Origin of the sequence: Leisingera sp. MMG026 (genome assembly GCF_021654205.1) — a bacterium.
Taxonomy (GTDB): domain Bacteria; phylum Pseudomonadota; class Alphaproteobacteria; order Rhodobacterales; family Rhodobacteraceae; genus Leisingera.
In genome coordinates this window covers 132,730-148,015 of the sequence record NZ_JAKFZM010000004.1, presented here as the reverse complement: position 1 = coordinate 148,015, position 15,286 = coordinate 132,730, and the positions used below count along the sequence as shown (strand labels likewise).

Annotated in this window: 9 protein-coding genes; 4 read left to right on the top strand and 5 right to left on the bottom strand. The window is 63.3% G+C overall.

Annotated elements, in window-relative coordinates; genetic code table 11:
- Positions 1–75 precede the first annotated feature (75 nt).
- Positions 76–351: a hypothetical protein gene (locus L1069_RS03650; protein ID WP_129373143.1), complete on the top strand. Its 276-nt coding sequence runs from the start codon at positions 76–78 to the stop codon at positions 349–351.
- Positions 352–637: 286 nt separating this feature from the next.
- Here the strand turns inward: L1069_RS03650 and L1069_RS03645 are convergent, their stop codons facing one another.
- Positions 638–5,080, bottom strand: a complete 4,443-nt coding sequence (locus tag L1069_RS03645) for a LamG-like jellyroll fold domain-containing protein (protein ID WP_237454820.1) — start codon at positions 5,078–5,080, stop codon at positions 638–640.
- Positions 5,081–5,566: 486 nt separating this feature from the next.
- On the opposite strand from L1069_RS03645, the gene L1069_RS03640 reads away from it, so the two are divergent.
- A complete protein-coding gene (locus L1069_RS03640) occupies positions 5,567–8,107 on the top strand; it encodes an AMP-binding protein (RefSeq protein WP_237454819.1) in 2,541 nt (846 codons plus the stop codon).
- Here the strand turns inward: L1069_RS03640 and L1069_RS03635 are convergent.
- From L1069_RS03635 to L1069_RS03625, 3 genes are all read right to left on the bottom strand, one after another.
- A complete protein-coding gene (locus L1069_RS03635; protein ID WP_237454818.1) occupies positions 8,104–9,312 on the bottom strand; it encodes a pyridoxal phosphate-dependent aminotransferase in 1,209 nt (402 codons plus the stop codon). The two genes, L1069_RS03640 and L1069_RS03635, sit on opposite strands and share 4 nt — an antisense overlap.
- Positions 9,313–9,450: 138 nt before the next feature.
- Positions 9,451–10,338 (bottom strand): LysR substrate-binding domain-containing protein, encoded by an 888-nt coding sequence (locus tag L1069_RS03630; protein WP_237454817.1) that lies wholly within the window; start codon positions 10,336–10,338, stop codon positions 9,451–9,453.
- A 1-nt stretch (position 10,339) separates the two neighbouring features.
- Positions 10,340–11,230, bottom strand: coding sequence for a LysR substrate-binding domain-containing protein (locus tag L1069_RS03625; RefSeq protein WP_237454816.1), 891 nt, complete (start codon positions 11,228–11,230; stop codon positions 10,340–10,342).
- 153 nt (positions 11,231–11,383) lie between these two features.
- Here L1069_RS03625 and L1069_RS03620 point away from each other — a divergent pair, with 153 nt between their 5' ends.
- Both L1069_RS03620 and L1069_RS03615 read left to right on the top strand, forming a co-directional pair.
- Positions 11,384–12,886, top strand: coding sequence for an aldehyde dehydrogenase family protein (locus tag L1069_RS03620; RefSeq protein WP_237454815.1), 1,503 nt, complete (start codon positions 11,384–11,386; stop codon positions 12,884–12,886).
- Positions 12,876–14,147 carry an FAD-binding oxidoreductase gene (locus tag L1069_RS03615; RefSeq protein ID WP_237454814.1) on the top strand — a complete coding sequence of 424 codons (1,272 nt, stop codon included), beginning with the start codon at positions 12,876–12,878 and terminating at the stop codon, positions 14,145–14,147. The genes L1069_RS03620 and L1069_RS03615 overlap by 11 nt, the downstream gene beginning before the upstream one ends.
- Positions 14,148–14,177: 30 nt before the next feature.
- On the opposite strand, the gene L1069_RS03610 is transcribed toward L1069_RS03615, so the two are convergent.
- Entirely contained in the window at positions 14,178–15,254 is a 1,077-nt protein-coding gene (locus tag L1069_RS03610) for a zinc ABC transporter substrate-binding protein (protein ID WP_237454813.1), read from the bottom strand.
- Between the last annotated feature and the right edge of the window lie 32 nt (positions 15,255–15,286).

Here is a 15,286-nt window from a genome sequence, read left to right as displayed (position 1 = left end):
AATCCCGCAAACAGAGAACCGCAATGCGGATAAAGCTGCCGTTGAATTTTGCATGTCCGTATGGGATCGTCCCTTATGAACATTGAGATAAACGACTACGATCTTCTGACCGACGACAAGGATGGTCGAAGTCGTTGTGTTCTGTACACAAATGACCAGATTGATCTGGCCTTTGCCACTGTACTGGAAGCCAAAATATTCATCTCAAGCGCTGGAAAATCCTTCCCATGCGAGGTTTACCAACCGAGGCCGAACGGCCATCTTGATTTACCGCATCTGCATATGAGAGCAGACGGCCAGTTTTGCTTGAACGAGATCATCGCTGTCGGCGACATTATCACAGTTATGTAGGTCTGGGCTCAAACCGCTATCCAGCGGTTTCAGTCTCATGTTCTCACCAGGCTTCTCAGCCCTTCGGCATTTGAGGGCTGCGGGCTGATAAGCCTTGCCCCCCGTAGGCAGGCTGGTGACATTCCTGCTTTGCGCAGCCGGCGGCATTTCTGAATGGTGTCCAAATCATTTGCACCCAGGAGCGATTCTCACCGGAGGCACCCAAATGCCCCCGGTGAAAGCCACCTGGAGGATTGGCAGATGTTTGCTCCGCCAAACCCGTGCTGTTCTACGCCCGGACCTGGCGTCAGATCAGGTCATCAAAGGCAACCGTCTGATCTGCAAAGACTAACAGGCCAATATCCAGCAGCTGGTCGCGGCCTTCATAATAGCCATCAGCCCCGCCGCTGGCCGCATCAGTTACCGTCAGACGGGTGATGTCCGTACCCCGGTTGGAGTCAAAGTAGGTATAGCTTTCAAAGCTGTAGTCCTCGAAGTTCCCATCAAACACCGCGCGGTCCCGGTCTGAGGGGTCCGACGCATTCCAGCTGTGGCCCTGCAGCCGGTCATCGCCAAGGCCGCCATAGAGCCAATCCCGGCCGTCTTCGCCATACAGCGTGTCATTGCCATCGCCGCCAAACAGATAGTCCCGGCCGCTGCCGCCAGCCAGTTTGTCGTGGCCCCCCTGACCGGACAGCGTATCCGCTCCGTCACCGCCATAAAGGTTGTCGTTGCCCTTTCCGCCTCTCAGCAAGTCATCATTGCCATACCCCAGCAGCCGGTCATCGCCGTCTTTTCCAATCAGCACATCGGCACCATCGGCACCGCGCAATTCGTCGCTGTTATTGGAACCGAACTGAATATCCGCCGCTCGAACGGTGACATCCTTGAACGCGGCAAAGGTATCCTCCGGTTCCAGAACCGTCTCAGAGCCGCCCTTGCTGATCTGGATTTCGCCGCCGCTGCGATTGAACTGAAAGCTGTCGATCCGGCCGCCGAAGTAAGCGTAATCGCTGCGCTCACCGCTGCCGAAAACCTCTTCGCCGGTCAGCACCGCGTCATAAACCGCCAGATCACTGATACTGCCATCAAAGTAGCTGTGGATCTTGTCGGTTTTGCCGGCTGCATTGCTCCATCCTGCAGCCCCGGCAATCAGTGCCTCGCTGTTGGTGCTCCAGTCAAAATCCAGCCCGGCTTCATAAGCAATCCGCGCGCCATTCAGGTAGACTTCCACGCCCTCGCTGCCAAAATTCAGGCTGAAGTCATAGTCTGTGCCTGCCTCAATCGCATTTGCCGCAGTGAAATAGTAGGTCTCCTCGCTGTCCTGCAGGCGCACGATCAGCTTGCCGGTTTCATCCAGATAAACCGCCAGATGCCCGCCGCTGCCATATTCAGCGGCATCCTTGGACAACAGGGTTTGGTATCCGGCCAGACTGCTGGCGGTGAAGCGAAAGGCAATAGTGCCGCTGGAAAGCTCCAGCGCCTTATTGTGATCAAAGACATAGGCAGAACGGTCGTCGGCATCGAAACCGTGGCTGCCTGCCATGGCAAAGACCGGGCTTTCCGCTGCCGCAAGGGTCAGATCGCCAGCGTCCGCCAGCGCCGACCCCGGCACCTTGATCTTGCCGGTGTTTTCGGAAACCGCTGTTGGCGCCAGCGCCTCCTCCAGGTCGTCGATGCTCTTGACGATACCGTATGCCGGCGCCGCGGTGTGTTCGATGTCCGACAGCTTCACCAGGTCGCCGTAGACGGTGATCTTGCCCAGCAAATCGTCGTTGTGGGCGCCGCCGTTGTTGCCCTGATCCGAGTACAGCGCAATCACCGAGTGATCCATCACCCCGTCGCCGTTCTTGTCGCCATAGGTGATCGAGGCGATCTCGGTGGTGTGGCCCTCGATGACAATCCGGTCGCCCTCGGCACGGCTGAAATCCTGCACCACATCATGGCCCATAATGTCGACCCAATGGTCGTGCAGCTTGTCGTTCTCCCCCGCAACACCGTGCCAGTTGATGGTGCCGTCGTCGCGGGTGTGCTTCTCGATGTAGCGCTCCTTGGCGTTGATAAGCGTCTGGAAATAAAAGATATCCGCGCCCTTGCCGCCGATCAGAAGATCATCGCCCGGCACCGGCTGATCGGGGTACAGCTTACCGTCCGTCAGCTCATTTTCCGGGTCGCCCTCGTCGCGGTCCGGGTCATAGGCGATGGCCCCCTCGCGCCCGTCCGCGCGGCTGATCAGCAGGTCGTTGCCAGCGCCGCCCTTCAGCGTGTCCTCGCCGTGGCCGCCGTCCAGCACATCGTTGCCGCCGCCGCCATACAGCGTGTCATTGCCGTAGTTGCCCTGCAGCACATCGGCGCCGCCTTTGCCGATGATCTTGTCGTCGCCGCGGCCCGCGTCGATGCCATCGGCGCCGCTGGTGCCGCGCACCGTGTTGTCGCCGCCGTTGCGGCTGATCATGTTGAGACTGCGGTCCAGATGGCCGTGATGGGTCACGCCGTAATCCGACAGAATCTCCAGGAAGGTATCGCTTGCCCCATGCAGCTGGCCAAAGGCCGGGGCCAGATCCTCCATCATCGCGTCCATCTTGGCGCCCATGGCGGTGCCGGCCTCCCCGGCCAATGCGATCTGGCTGCTTTCGCCCAGCTGGCTGTCAAAGATCCGCACATCGCTGATGGTGCCCTTGAACAGCGAATGCGCGTCATCCTCCTGATTGCTGCGCCAGGCCCGGCTGCCGCCGATCACCAGGGCGTTATCATTGTCTGCCAGCCCCTGTTTGAACGCAGGTTCTGCCGCCACCAGCGCGCCGTCCAGCCAGATCATCAGCCCGTCCGCGCCAAAGCTGACCGAGATCTGGTAGGTTTGCTGCGCCGACAACACCAGATCCGGGACTTTCAGGTATTCGGTCCCGCTGCCGTCCGACTGGGTTGCCACCAAAGTGCCGTCCTTGACCCAAAGCGTGAAGTCGCCCGCCCCGGCGCCGCTTCCGTCCTTGGACACCAGCGCCATCTCGCCGGGCAGCCGCTCCAGCGAAAAGCTCAGCGAAACCGTCGCCGCGTCCAGCGCAAGGGCATCAAGGTGACCCGCATTCAGATAATCGCCGTCTTCACCACTCAGCACATGCTGGCCTGGCATCGCAACAACCGGCGCGCCGGCACCTGGTATGGCGGCCTGCGCAGCCGTTCCCAGCGCCGACCCCGGGACCTTGATCTTGCCGGTGTTTTCGGAAACCGCTGTTGGCGCCAGCGCCTCCTCCAGGTCGTCGATGCTCTTGACGATACCGTATGCCGGCGCCGCGGTGTGTTCGATGTCCGACAGTTTCACCAGGTCGCCGTAGACGGTGATCTTGCCCAGCAAATCGTCGTTGTGGGCGCCGCCGTTGTTGCCCTGATCCGAGTACAGCGCAATCACCGAGTGATCCATCACCCCGTCGCCGTTCTTGTCGCCATAGGTGATCGAGGCGATCTCGGTGGTGTGGCCCTCGATGACAATCCGGTCGCCCTCGGCACGGCTGAAATCCTGCACCACATCATGGCCCATAATGTCGACCCAATGGTCGTGCAGCTTGTCGTTCTCCCCCGCAACACCGTGCCAGTTGATGGTGCCGTCGTCGCGGGTGTGCTTCTCGATGTAGCGCTCCTTGGCGTTGATAAGCGTCTGGAAATAAAAGATATCCGCGCCCTTGCCGCCGATCAGAAGATCATCGCCCGGCACCGGCTGATCGGGGTACAGCTTACCGTCCGTCAGCTCATTTTCCGGGTCGCCCTCGTCGCGGTCCGGGTCATAGGCGATGGCCCCCTCGCGCCCGTCCGCGCGGCTGATCAGCAGGTCGTTGCCAGCGCCGCCCTTCAGCGTGTCCTCGCCGTGGCCGCCGTCCAGCACATCGTTGCCGCCGCCGCCATACAGCGTGTCATTGCCGTAGTTGCCCTGCAGCACATCGGCGCCGCCTTTGCCGATGATCTTGTCGTCGCCGCGGCCCGCGTCGATGCCATCGGCGCCGCTGGTGCCGCGCACCGTGTTGTCGCCGCCGTTGCGGCTGATCATGTTGAGACTGCGGTCCAGATGGCCGTGATGGGTCACGCCGTAATCCGACAGAATCTCCAGGAAGGTATCGCTTGCCCCATGCAGCTGGCCAAAGGCCGGGGCCAGATCCTCCATCATCGCGTCCATCTTGGCGCCCATGGCGGTGCCGGCCTCCCCGGCCAATGCGATCTGGCTGCTTTCGCCCAGCTGGCTGTCAAAGATCCGCACATCGCTGATGGTGCCCTTGAACAGCGAATGCGCGTCATCCTCCTGATTGCTGCGCCAGGCCCGGCTGCCGCCGATCACCAGGGCGTTATCATTGTCTGCCAGCCCCTGTTTGAACGCAGGTTCTGCCGCCACCAGCGCGCCGTCCAGCCAGATCATCAGCCCGTCCGCGCCAAAGCTGACCGAGATCTGGTAGGTTTGCTGCGCCGACAACACCAGATCCGGGACTTTCAGGTATTCGGTCCCGCTGCCGTCCGACTGGGTTGCCACCAAAGTGCCGTCCTTGACCCAAAGCGTGAAGTCGCCCGCCCCGGCGCCGCTTCCGTCCTTGGACACCAGCGCCATCTCGCCGGGCAGGCGGTCCAACGAAAAGCTCAGCGACACCGTCGCCGCGTCCAGCGCAAGGGTATTTGAATGATTGATGCTGAGAATGTCGTCCCGGCTGCCTGTATACTCTTTGGTTTTCAGCTTCGAAAAAACCGGATCCGGAAACGTTGTGTTTGCCACGCTTAGGGTCCTCCTTGCTATGGCTATTGTTGGTTGAAACATACTGCTCAAGCCTGAGTCTATCGTGACCGGAATTAGGCATTCCAAGCCTTTTACCAGCATGGGCAAGATTCTGCCCGTTTCCCGTAATAGATTGAAATCATAGTTAATGCCCGGGTCCCAACGACCCGGCGCCCGGCCGATTGCGGCAAAAATATGGCAGGAACTTTGCGGCCTTTGCAGGAATGTGGCTTTTCAGGCCGCAAGCGCGCCCATCTTGCGGCGGAAAAATGACCGATCGCAGGGGTGGAATTTGACGTTCGCCGTGAACGGATCCTGGAATTGGTGAAGACAGCAAACCGCCTCTGCAAGGACGCGCGCGCCTCATCTGCCGCAGTCAATGTTCACTCCAGTTTCGCAACCGGTCCCGATCCGGCAACAGGCCGCCGGCTAATAATTGACAAAATTAGTAAATTAAATTACCCGCCGCGCTCAAAGGAGTTGCGGATGTTCTACGACCTGGCCAAATTGCGTGCGTTTGCCGCCAATCCTTGCCTGATTGCGGCGGACGGGGCTGAGCTGACTTATGCTGCGCTGGCTGACGCCGCCGCAGAGTTCGGCAAATCGCTGCCGCAAGAGCGGCGGCTGATTGCGGTTGAAGCCGCTTCCGATCCCGAAGCCATTATCGCCTATGCGGGCGCCCTGGCTGCCGGCCACGCAGTTATGCCGCTACCGGCCGCGGACCCCGTCACCGCTGCCCGTCTGGAGGAACGGTTCCGTCCGGCTGCCAGCTTCCGGCGCGTGGGCGGAACCTGGCAACTGCTGGCGCACGCGCATGAACCCGCTGAAATCCACCCGGAGCTGACACTGCTGCTGCAGACCTCCGGCAGCACCGGCCACGGCCGCGGCGTACGCCTGTCCGGCACCGCTATGGACACCAACGCCAGCGCTATAGCCCAGTATCTCGGGATCCAGCCCACAGAGCGCTCCGCACTGATCCTGCCGCTGCATTATTCCTACGGCTTGTCGGTGCTGCACTCGCATCTTGCCGCCGGTGCCAGCCTCTGGCTTGCGCCCGGCTCGATGCTGGACCCCGGTTTTGCCACAGCGCTGGAGGCCTCCGGCGCCACCAGCCTGGCCGGCGTGCCGCATCATTTCCGCCTGCTGGACAGCGCCGGCCTTTCCCACGTGCTGCCGGAAAACATCAAGACGCTGACCGTTGCCGGCGGCGCCATGGAGCCGGAGCAAGTCCGCGCGTGGTCTGCCCGGACGCAAGCCCGCGCAGGCCGCTTCTTTGTGATGTACGGCCAGACCGAGGCCACCGCGCGGATCAGCTACCTGCCGCCGGAGCTGGCTTTGGACAATCCCGGCGCTGCAGGCCGCGCCATTCCCAGCGGGCGTCTGCTGCTGCGCTCGGCTTCGGGCGCAGAAATCACCACCCCCGAGGGCGAAGGCGAGCTGATCTATCAGGGCCCGAACGTGATGATGGGCTATGCCGAAAGCCACGCCGATCTGGCCAGGGGCGCCGAACTCAGCGAGCTAGCGACCGGCGATCTGGCCCGCCGCGATGCAAACGGGCTCTTCCACATCACCGGGCGGCTTTCGCGGATGTCCAAGATTGCCGGCCTGCGTATCGGCCATGACGCCATCGAACGTGCCTTGGCCGCCCAGGGGCATGAGGCCGCGGTTTGGGGTGATGACAGCCGCATTTCGATTGCAATCTGCGGGGCGGAGGACGGCATCGCTGCGATGGCCGCCCAGCTGACCGGCATCCGCCAGCAGCATTTCACCGTCCTTCCGCGCAAGTCTCTGCCGCGGCGCGCCAATGGCAAGATCGACTATCCGGCGCTGAAGGCGCAATCAGCGCAGCGCAAACCTGCCAGGAATGTACTGGCAGCCTTTCAGGCCGCCTTTGCGCCGCAGAGCGTGGGCCGAAACGATAGCTTTGCCGCGCTTGGAGGAGATTCTCTGCGTCATGTAGAGCTGTCCCTGGCTCTGGACGAAGCCCTTGGCGGCGCCCCGGCGGGCTGGGAAAACATGCCGATCAGCACTCTTGAACAGGCCGCCCCGGCGCCCGGCGCCAGCCTGCCTTTCGATCTGGTGGCCCGTGTGGCTGCCATCCTCGCAGTGGTGGTCGCCCACCAGACCCTTTGGCCGGTGTTCGGCGGGGCAGCTGCGATGGTGATCCTGATGGGAATGAGCGTTGCAGGCTTCCGCTGGGAGGCGCTGAAGTCCGGCGACATGCGCAGCTTCTTTAAACCGGTGGCTGCAGTGCTGATCCCCTATTACCTGATCCTTGCAGGCTATGCTGCGGTGTGGGAGCAGGTACCCTGGGTCTCGGTCTTTCTGGCCGGCAATTTTGCCGTGACAATCCCGGAAACCCACTTGATGCTGCCGTATTTGTACTGGTTCATCGAAGCTTATCTGCAGATGACGCTGCTGGTGGCGTTGCCCTTTGCCGTACCACCCCTGCGCCGTTGGCTTGCAAGCCAGGGTGCTTTCCGTACCGGCCTGTGTTTTCTGGCGTTTGCCGTGGCGCTGCGGCTGATCGTGCCGGAAGTCTGGCAAATCGGCGGACGCGCGCAGTTCACCGTGCCGTGGGTCTTCTACCTGTTCGCCTTGGGCTGGTGCATCACCGCCGCCAGCACGCTGCGGCAACGGCTTCTGGTGCTGGGGGCAGCCTGCCTGATCATGCCCGCGGCGGCCTATCTGGGCGGCAACTGGTACGGCGGCTGGATCAAATACATGTGGCTATTGGCACTTATTGCCGGGCTGCTGTTCGTCACCCGCCTGCCGATGCCGCGGTTTGCGGCCCGCCCGCTGATGCGGCTGGCCCAGGCCGCCTTCCCGATCTACCTGCTGCACCGGTTTGTGCCGGAACTGCTGATGCCGATGATCGGGCTGGAGGCCCGCAGCCCGCTGAACGATGCGCTGGCAATCATTGGCGGCCTCGCCTTGGGTCTTGCCGCCGCCGCCGTGCAGCGCCAGCTGATACAGGCTTGGACCAATGCCCGGAACCGCCGCCAGCCGGCAGTAGTGCAGGCCTAAGACAGCGCCGCGACTGCAGCGGCAATCCGGGATAAGGCTTCTTGCAGCTCCGTCTCGGACGTCGCATAGGAAACCCGGAAGTAAGGCGAGATGCCAAAGGCCCGGCCCGGCACCACGGCCACATGATGCTGATCCAGCAGGTAGGCGCAGAAATCCGCGTCCGTCTCCAGCACAACACCCTGCGGCGTGTGCTTGCCCAGCACCCCGGCGCAATTGGCAAATGTGTAAAACGCGCCCTCCGGCACCGGGCACTCAATGCCGTCGATGCCATTGAGCGCCTCCACCACCAGATCGCGCCGTGTCTGGAAACTGGCCTGCCGCTCTGCCAGCACCTCCTGCGGCCCGTTCAATGCGGCCACCGCGGCCGCCTGCGAAATCGAGGACGGGTGCGAAGTCGATTGCGACTGCACCACTTTCATCGCCGCAATCAGATCCTTCGGCCCGCCCGCATAGCCCAGCCGCCAGCCCGTCATCGCATAAGCCTTGGAGACGCCGTTGACCGTCAGCACCCGCTCCTTCAGCCGCGGCTCCACCTGTGCGGGCGTGGCGAATTCGAACCCGCCATAGGTGATGTGCTCATACATGTCATCGGCCATCAGCCAGACATCCGGATGCCGCAGCAACACCTCCAGCAATGGCCGGTAATCCGCGGCGCTGTACCCCGCACCTGCCGGATTGGACGGCGAATTCAGCAGCAGCCAGCGGGTGCGCGGGGTGATCGCCGCCTCCAGCCTCTCTGCGGTCAGCCGGAACCCTGTATCACTGCCGCAAGGCACCAGCACCGGCTCCCCGCCGGCAATCCGGATGATATCGGAATAAGAGGTCCAATAGGGCGTGGGCACGATCACCTCATCGCCGGGATCGAGGCTCGCCATGAAGGCATCAAACAAGATCTCCTTGGCCCCGGTGCCCGAGGTGATCTCGTCCAGCCCATAATCCAGCCCGTTGTCGCGTTTGAACTTCGCCTGCACCGCCAGCCGCAATTCCAGCGTACCGCCAAGCGGGGTGTATTTCGTTTCCCCCGCCCGCATCGCGGCGGCGGCTGCCTCCTTGATGTGGTCCGGCGTGTCGAAATCCGGCTCCCCCGCGCCCAGGATGATCACCGGCACTCCCTGGCGCTTCATCTTTGCCGCCTTCGCGCCGATGGTAAGAATTTCGGAGACCTCGATCGGGTCAAGACGGCTGGCGCGGCGGAACTGGGCCATGGCAAAGGCTCCCTGCTAGTTGTGGCGCAGCCAGATTGAAACATCGGATTATAGAGGAAAACCAGCCAGTCCCGACGGCATACATTCCTGTTAGTCATGGCTAGCGGTGCTGCCCGGCCTTCGGCCAGGCAGAGCACCTCAATCCGGCCTGCCCTTCAACTGCTTGCGCATCCAGGCTTCTAGCTTTTGCACCGCTTCCGGCACCGGCCCGTGCGGACGCACCAGGTAATAGCGCTTGCGCGACACCAGCTCCGGCCCCGGAATCCGCACCAGATCCCCTGACGCAATCTCCCGCGCCACCATGTCATAGGGCACTATCGCAGCCCCCAGCCCCGCCGCCGCTGCCGCAATCACCATCGAATGCTGATCGAAATAGCGCCCGTCCTGCCGCGGTGCGCCTGCCAGCCCGGCGCGCTCGAACCACTCCGCCCAGGTTCCTGCCCGGCTGTCCAGGTGCAGCAGCGGCGCCTGTGCCAGGCTACCCGCCAGCTCCAGCTGGTGCGCGGCATAAAACGCGGGCGCGCAGACCGGCACCATTTCCTCGCCGAACAAGGGCGCCATATACGTGCCCGGCCAGTTGTCCAGCCCGTAGTGCACCGCCAGGTCGAAATTCTCGCGCGCAAAATCAAACGGCTCCAGCCGGGTGGAGAAACTCAGCTCCACCTCCGGATGGCGGGCGAAGAAATCCGGCAGCCGCGGAATCAGCCACAGGTTGGCAAAGGCAGGCAGCACCGCAATCCGCAAAGCCGAGCGGCCCGCCCCGGCAGCAGCAGCCTTCTGCAGCGTCGCCCGCAAACCTGCCAGATCCAGCTCCAGATCGGCGGCCAGCCCCTGCCCCGCAGGCGTCAGCACCACACCCCTGCCTGAACGCTGGAACAAGTCGAACCCCAGATCCGCCTCCAACTCCTTTACCTTCTTGCTGACGGCGCTTTGCGTCAGCCCCAATTCCTCTCCCGCCGCAGTGAAACTTTGATGCCGCGCAGCACTTTCAAAACAGCGCAGATGGGTCAGGCCCGGCAGGCGCATCTTACACCTCCCCCAGCTGCGACAGCAGCCATTCGCGAAATTTGATCAGCGGATATTCCTCTGGCTGATCCGCAGGCCAGACCAGGTAATATTCGCCCAAACTCACTGCCGCCCCCTCCATCGCCAGCATCAGCCGGCCTTGCGCAATTTCATTCTCCGCCAGGAAATCCGGCAGCAACGCCACCCCCAGCCCATGCACCGCCCCCTGCGTCATGGCCGAGGATTGGTCAAACAGCATCCCCCGCAGCTTGGCCGCCGGCACATCGTGAAGATGAAACCACTGTTCCCAGCAATCCGGGTGCGTCTCCAGATGCAGCAACGGATAGTCCAGCAGTTCCGCCGGGCTGGAAACCGGCCCCGCCATCAGCCCCGGCGCGCAGACCGGCAGCACATGTTTCGGCATCAGCGGCAGATACGCCACCCCCGGCCAGTCCCGCGTGCCGTAATGGATCGCCGCCTGCGCCGTGCCCGCATCAAAGCTGAACGGCAGATTATGCGTGTGCAGGTTCACCGTGATGCCGGGATGCGAGGCGGCAAACTCCCGCAGCCGCGGCGCCAGCCAATGGAGGCCAAAGGACGGCAGGATCGACAAGGTGAAACTGCCGCCGTCCGGGTTCGCCCGCAGCTTGACCGAGGCCTGCGCCAGCCGGGTCAGGATCGCGCGCGCCTCCTTGGCAAAGCCGGTCCCCGCCGGCGTCAGCTGCATCCGCATCTGGTCACGGGCAACCAGATCGACCCCCATCTGCTCCTCCAGCTGTTTCAATTGGCGGCTGACGGCGCTTTGCGTCAGCGACAGATCCTCTGCTGCCGCCGAAGCACTGCCCAGCCGGTCCACGGCCTCCAGCGCCAGCAGCGACGGGATCGAGGGTAGAAAGCGGCGCGGGGCAATCATATGATCTTAGCTCATGACTTCAGGATTTAGTTTCAATAGCAATCCGCGCCGGGGGGTGCAATTTCTATACCAGACCGACGCCCGGCAGGACATCGGCGCAAATCAGGCTAAAGTTTTGCTCATGTCCTGCCCTCGCTTCAAAAGGATCCCGATATGCCTCATTCCGACATCCTCGCCGCTTCTGGCCTGACCCAAGCCGAACTGACCGGCGGCAGCCTCTCTGTCACCACGCCCGTCGACGGCAGCGAAATCGCCCGCCTGAAAACCCACAGTGCGGTGGAGGCTGAAGCGCAGATCGGCGCCGCCAAATCCGCCTTCAAATCATGGCGCCTGGTGCCCGCCCCGCGCCGTGGCGAGCTGGTGCGCCTTCTGGGCGAGGAACTGCGCCGCGAAAAGGAAACCCTGGGCCGCCTTGTCACCCTGGAATGCGGCAAGATCTACCAGGAAGGCCTCGGCGAAGTGCAGGAGATGATCGACATCTGCGACTTTGCCGTGGGTCTCTCACGCCAGCTTTACGGCCTCACCATCGCCTCGGAACGCCCCGGCCATGCCATGCGCGAAACATGGCACCCGATGGGCACCTGCGGTATCATCACCGCCTTCAACTTTCCCGTTGCACCCTGGTGCTGGAACGCAGCACTTGCGCTGGTCTGCGGCGATCCGGTGATCTGGAAACCCTCCGAGAAAACCCCGCTCACCGCGCTGGCGGTGCAGAAAATCTGCGACCGCGCCATGGCGGCCTTTGGCGAGGACGCTCCCGAGGGTCTCATTCAGGTGCTGATCGGCGAGCGTGATCTGGGCGAGGCGCTCACTGCCTCCAAAGACGTCGCAATCATCTCGGCCACCGGCTCGGTGCCGATGGGCAAAGCGGTTGCGGCGGACATGTCGCAACGCCTCGGCCGCACCATTCTGGAACTTGGCGGCAACAACGCGATGATCGTGGCACCTTCGGCCGATCTGGAAATGGCCCTGCGCGCCATCGTTTTTTCCGCCGTCGGCACCGCCGGCCAGCGCTGCACCAGCCTGCGCCGCCTGATCGTGCACGAGGATATCTATAACGCGCTGATCCCGCGTCTGATCAAGGCCTACGAGGGCCTGCCCATCGGCGATCCGCTGGCGGACGGCACCCTGGTCGGCCCGCTGATCGACCGCCACGCCATGGATTCGATGCTGCGGGCGCTGGAGCGCGCCCAGGGCGAAGGCGGCACCGTGCATGGCGGCGGCCGCGCACTGACGGACAGCTTTGCCAAAGCGGCTTATGTGCATCCGGCAATCGTCGAGATGCCCGCCCAGACCACGATCATGCACACCGAAACCTTTGCGCCGATCCTCTATGTGGTGAAATACGCGGGTCTCGACCAAGCCATTGAAATGCAGAACGAAGTACCGCAAGGCTTGTCGTCCTGCATCTTCTCCACCGACGTGCGCGAATGCGAATATTTCCTCTCGGCAGCGGGTTCGGACTGCGGTATTGCCAATGTGAACATCGGCCCCTCCGGCGCTGAAATCGGCGGCGCGTTCGGGGGCGAAAAGGAGACGGGCGGCGGCCGTGAAAGCGGCTCCGACGCCTGGAAAGGCTACATGCGCCGGCAGACCAACACGGTGAACTATTCACGCGAGCTGCCGCTTGCTCAGGGGATCAAGTTTGACATCTGATCTGGCATCCTGCCTCTGGCACCAAACCTGCCAGGAAAATCCAGCCTTCCCGGAACTCACCGGGGAGGCATCAGCTGATCTCGTGGTGATCGGCGGCGGCTACACCGGCTGCTCTGCCGCGCTCAAGGCTGCGGAAATGGGCGCCTCGGTCCGTCTGATCGAGGCGGAGGAAATCGGCAGCGGCGGCTCGGGCCGCAATGTCGGACTGGTGAATGCAGGCCTCTGGCTGCCGCCCGAAGACATCAACGCCGAACTGGGGGCAGAGGCCGGCAACCGCCTGTCGGCTCTGCTGGGCGGCGCGCCCCGGATGGTGTTCTCCCTTATCGGGAAACACCGCATCCAATGCGAGGCTGAGCAGGGCGGCACCCTGCACTGCGCCCATGCCCCTGCCGGCCTGGCTGACCTGCAACGCCGCCACGCACAGCTCCGCGCCATCGGCGCGCCGGTGGAATTGCTGGACCGGGACGAAGCCGTCCGGCGCACAGGTTCCGCTGCCGTGCACGGTGCCCTGTTCGATCCGCGCGCGGGCACAATCCAGCCGCTCGCCTATGTCCGCGGCCTCGCCCGTGCCGCCGCGGCAGCCGGCGCGCAGCTGCACAGCAACTCCCCCGCCGCCGCGATCAGCCGCGACGGCACCAGCTGGCAAGTGACAACACCAAAAGGCAGCCTGCGCGCCAGGCATCTGATCATGGCCACAAACGCCTATGCCCGCGACATCACCGGCTACAGCGCGCCGCGAGTGATCCCGGTTCATTACTTCCAGGCCTCCACCGATCCGCTGCCTGCCGCTCTGCTCGACAAACTCCTGCCAAACAAAGAAGGCTGCTGGGACACCGCCCTGGTGATGTCCTCCTGGCGGCTGGATCAGGCCGGGCGGCTGGTGATCGGCGGCATGGGTGCGCTAAACCATTTCGGCAGCGCCCTGCATCGCAACTGGCTGCCCCGCAAACTGGCAGCGCTTTACCCCCAATTGAAAGACGCGAGGCTGCACAGCCCTTGGCATGGCCGCATTGCCATGACCACCGAACACCTGCCCAAGATCCTGGATCTGAACTGCGGCTTAGCCTGTTTCGGTTATTCCGGCCGCGGTATCGGCCCCGGCACCCTGTTCGGCACCGCAATGGCCGAGGCCCTGCTGACAGGCGACCAATCCTGCCTGCCGGTTCCGCCCGCAAAAGGCCACGCAATCCCCTTCGCAGGGCTGCGCAGCGCATATTACGAGACCGGTGCCAGCCTTACCCATCTGATCAGCGACAGGTGAAAAGGCGGACCGCACCGGCCCGCCCGCCGATCATTTGCAGCCGGCAATCGCTGCGCCGATATCCCGCAGCAGTGCCGGGTAGAACTGCGGCCCCGCTTCCAGCTTGGCACCCAGCGGATCCAGCACCGCGGTGCCCGCACCGGTGCCGTCCAGCACGGTGGCGACCACGCCCGGGTTGAACTGTGGCTCCGAGAAGATGCAAGCCACCTTGAGGTCCGCCACGACATCGCGCATTTCGGCAATTCGCGCCGGGCCCGGCTTGGAGGCGTCACCGATCGAAATTGCCCCGGCGGCATTCAATCCAAATCCGCGCTCGAAATACTGATAGGCGTCGTGGAACACGATGAACTGCTTGGCGCGGAACGGTTCCAGCGCAGCCGAGACACTGGCAACAGTGTCCGCAATCTCCTGCTTGCCGGCTTCGGCATTAGCCTTGTACGCGGCGGCATTTCCTGGGTCATGCTCTGCCAGCTCCTCCGCGATCACATCAAGCCAGGCCTGGGCATTGGCCGGCAGCAACCAGGCATGCGGGTCGGTGCCGTCATGGTGATGGCCATGGGCATGATCATCATGGTCACCGTGATCGCTGTGGCCATCTTTTTCCGCAGGGTCTTCATGGGCCTCATGATCGTCGTGATCTTCATGGCCCTCAGCATGCTCTTCATGGCCATGATCATCATGATCTTCATGCGCATCGTGACCGTCATGATCCGCATGGTCCTCCTCATTGCCATCATGTGCATGCGCCTCAAACCGCGCGCCTTCCCGGAACGGCAGAACCGTGGTGCCCGTGGCCTCCAGCAGCTCCACCCGGTGCGCGCCGCCGGCCAGTTCCTCCAGCGGGCCATGCAGCCAAGGGGTCAGCGCCTCACCCAGCCAGAACACCAGATCCGCCTGATCCAGCGCCCGCGCCTCGGAGGGGCGCATCGAATAGCCATGCGGCGAAGCCCCCGGCGGCACCACAAGGGCCGGCTCACCCAGGCCCTGCATCACCCGCGCCACCAGCCCGTGAACCGGCGTGATATCCGCCGCCACACGCGGCACCTCCGCCCAGGCCGCCCCGGTTCCCGCCAGCAAGGCCAGTATTGCCGATCCATTTCTCCACATGCCGGAATTCCGCATATCACGCCCCATGTAAT

Excerpts from the sequence above, each read along its gene's own strand:
- L1069_RS03650 (WP_129373143.1), top strand. The coding sequence starts at position 76 with ATGAACATTGAGATAAACGACTACGATCTTCTGACCGACGACAAGGAT.
- L1069_RS03640 (WP_237454819.1), top strand. The coding sequence starts at position 5,567 with ATGTTCTACGACCTGGCCAAATTGCGTGCGTTTGCCGCCAATCCTTGC.
- L1069_RS03635 (WP_237454818.1), bottom strand. The coding sequence starts at position 9,312 with ATGGCCCAGTTCCGCCGCGCCAGCCGTCTTGACCCGATCGAGGTCTCC.
- L1069_RS03630 (WP_237454817.1), bottom strand. The coding sequence starts at position 10,338 with ATGCGCCTGCCGGGCCTGACCCATCTGCGCTGTTTTGAAAGTGCTGCG.
- L1069_RS03625 (WP_237454816.1), bottom strand. The coding sequence starts at position 11,230 with ATGATTGCCCCGCGCCGCTTTCTACCCTCGATCCCGTCGCTGCTGGCG.
- L1069_RS03620 (WP_237454815.1), top strand. The coding sequence starts at position 11,384 with ATGCCTCATTCCGACATCCTCGCCGCTTCTGGCCTGACCCAAGCCGAA.
- L1069_RS03610 (WP_237454813.1), bottom strand. The coding sequence starts at position 15,254 with ATGTGGAGAAATGGATCGGCAATACTGGCCTTGCTGGCGGGAACCGGG.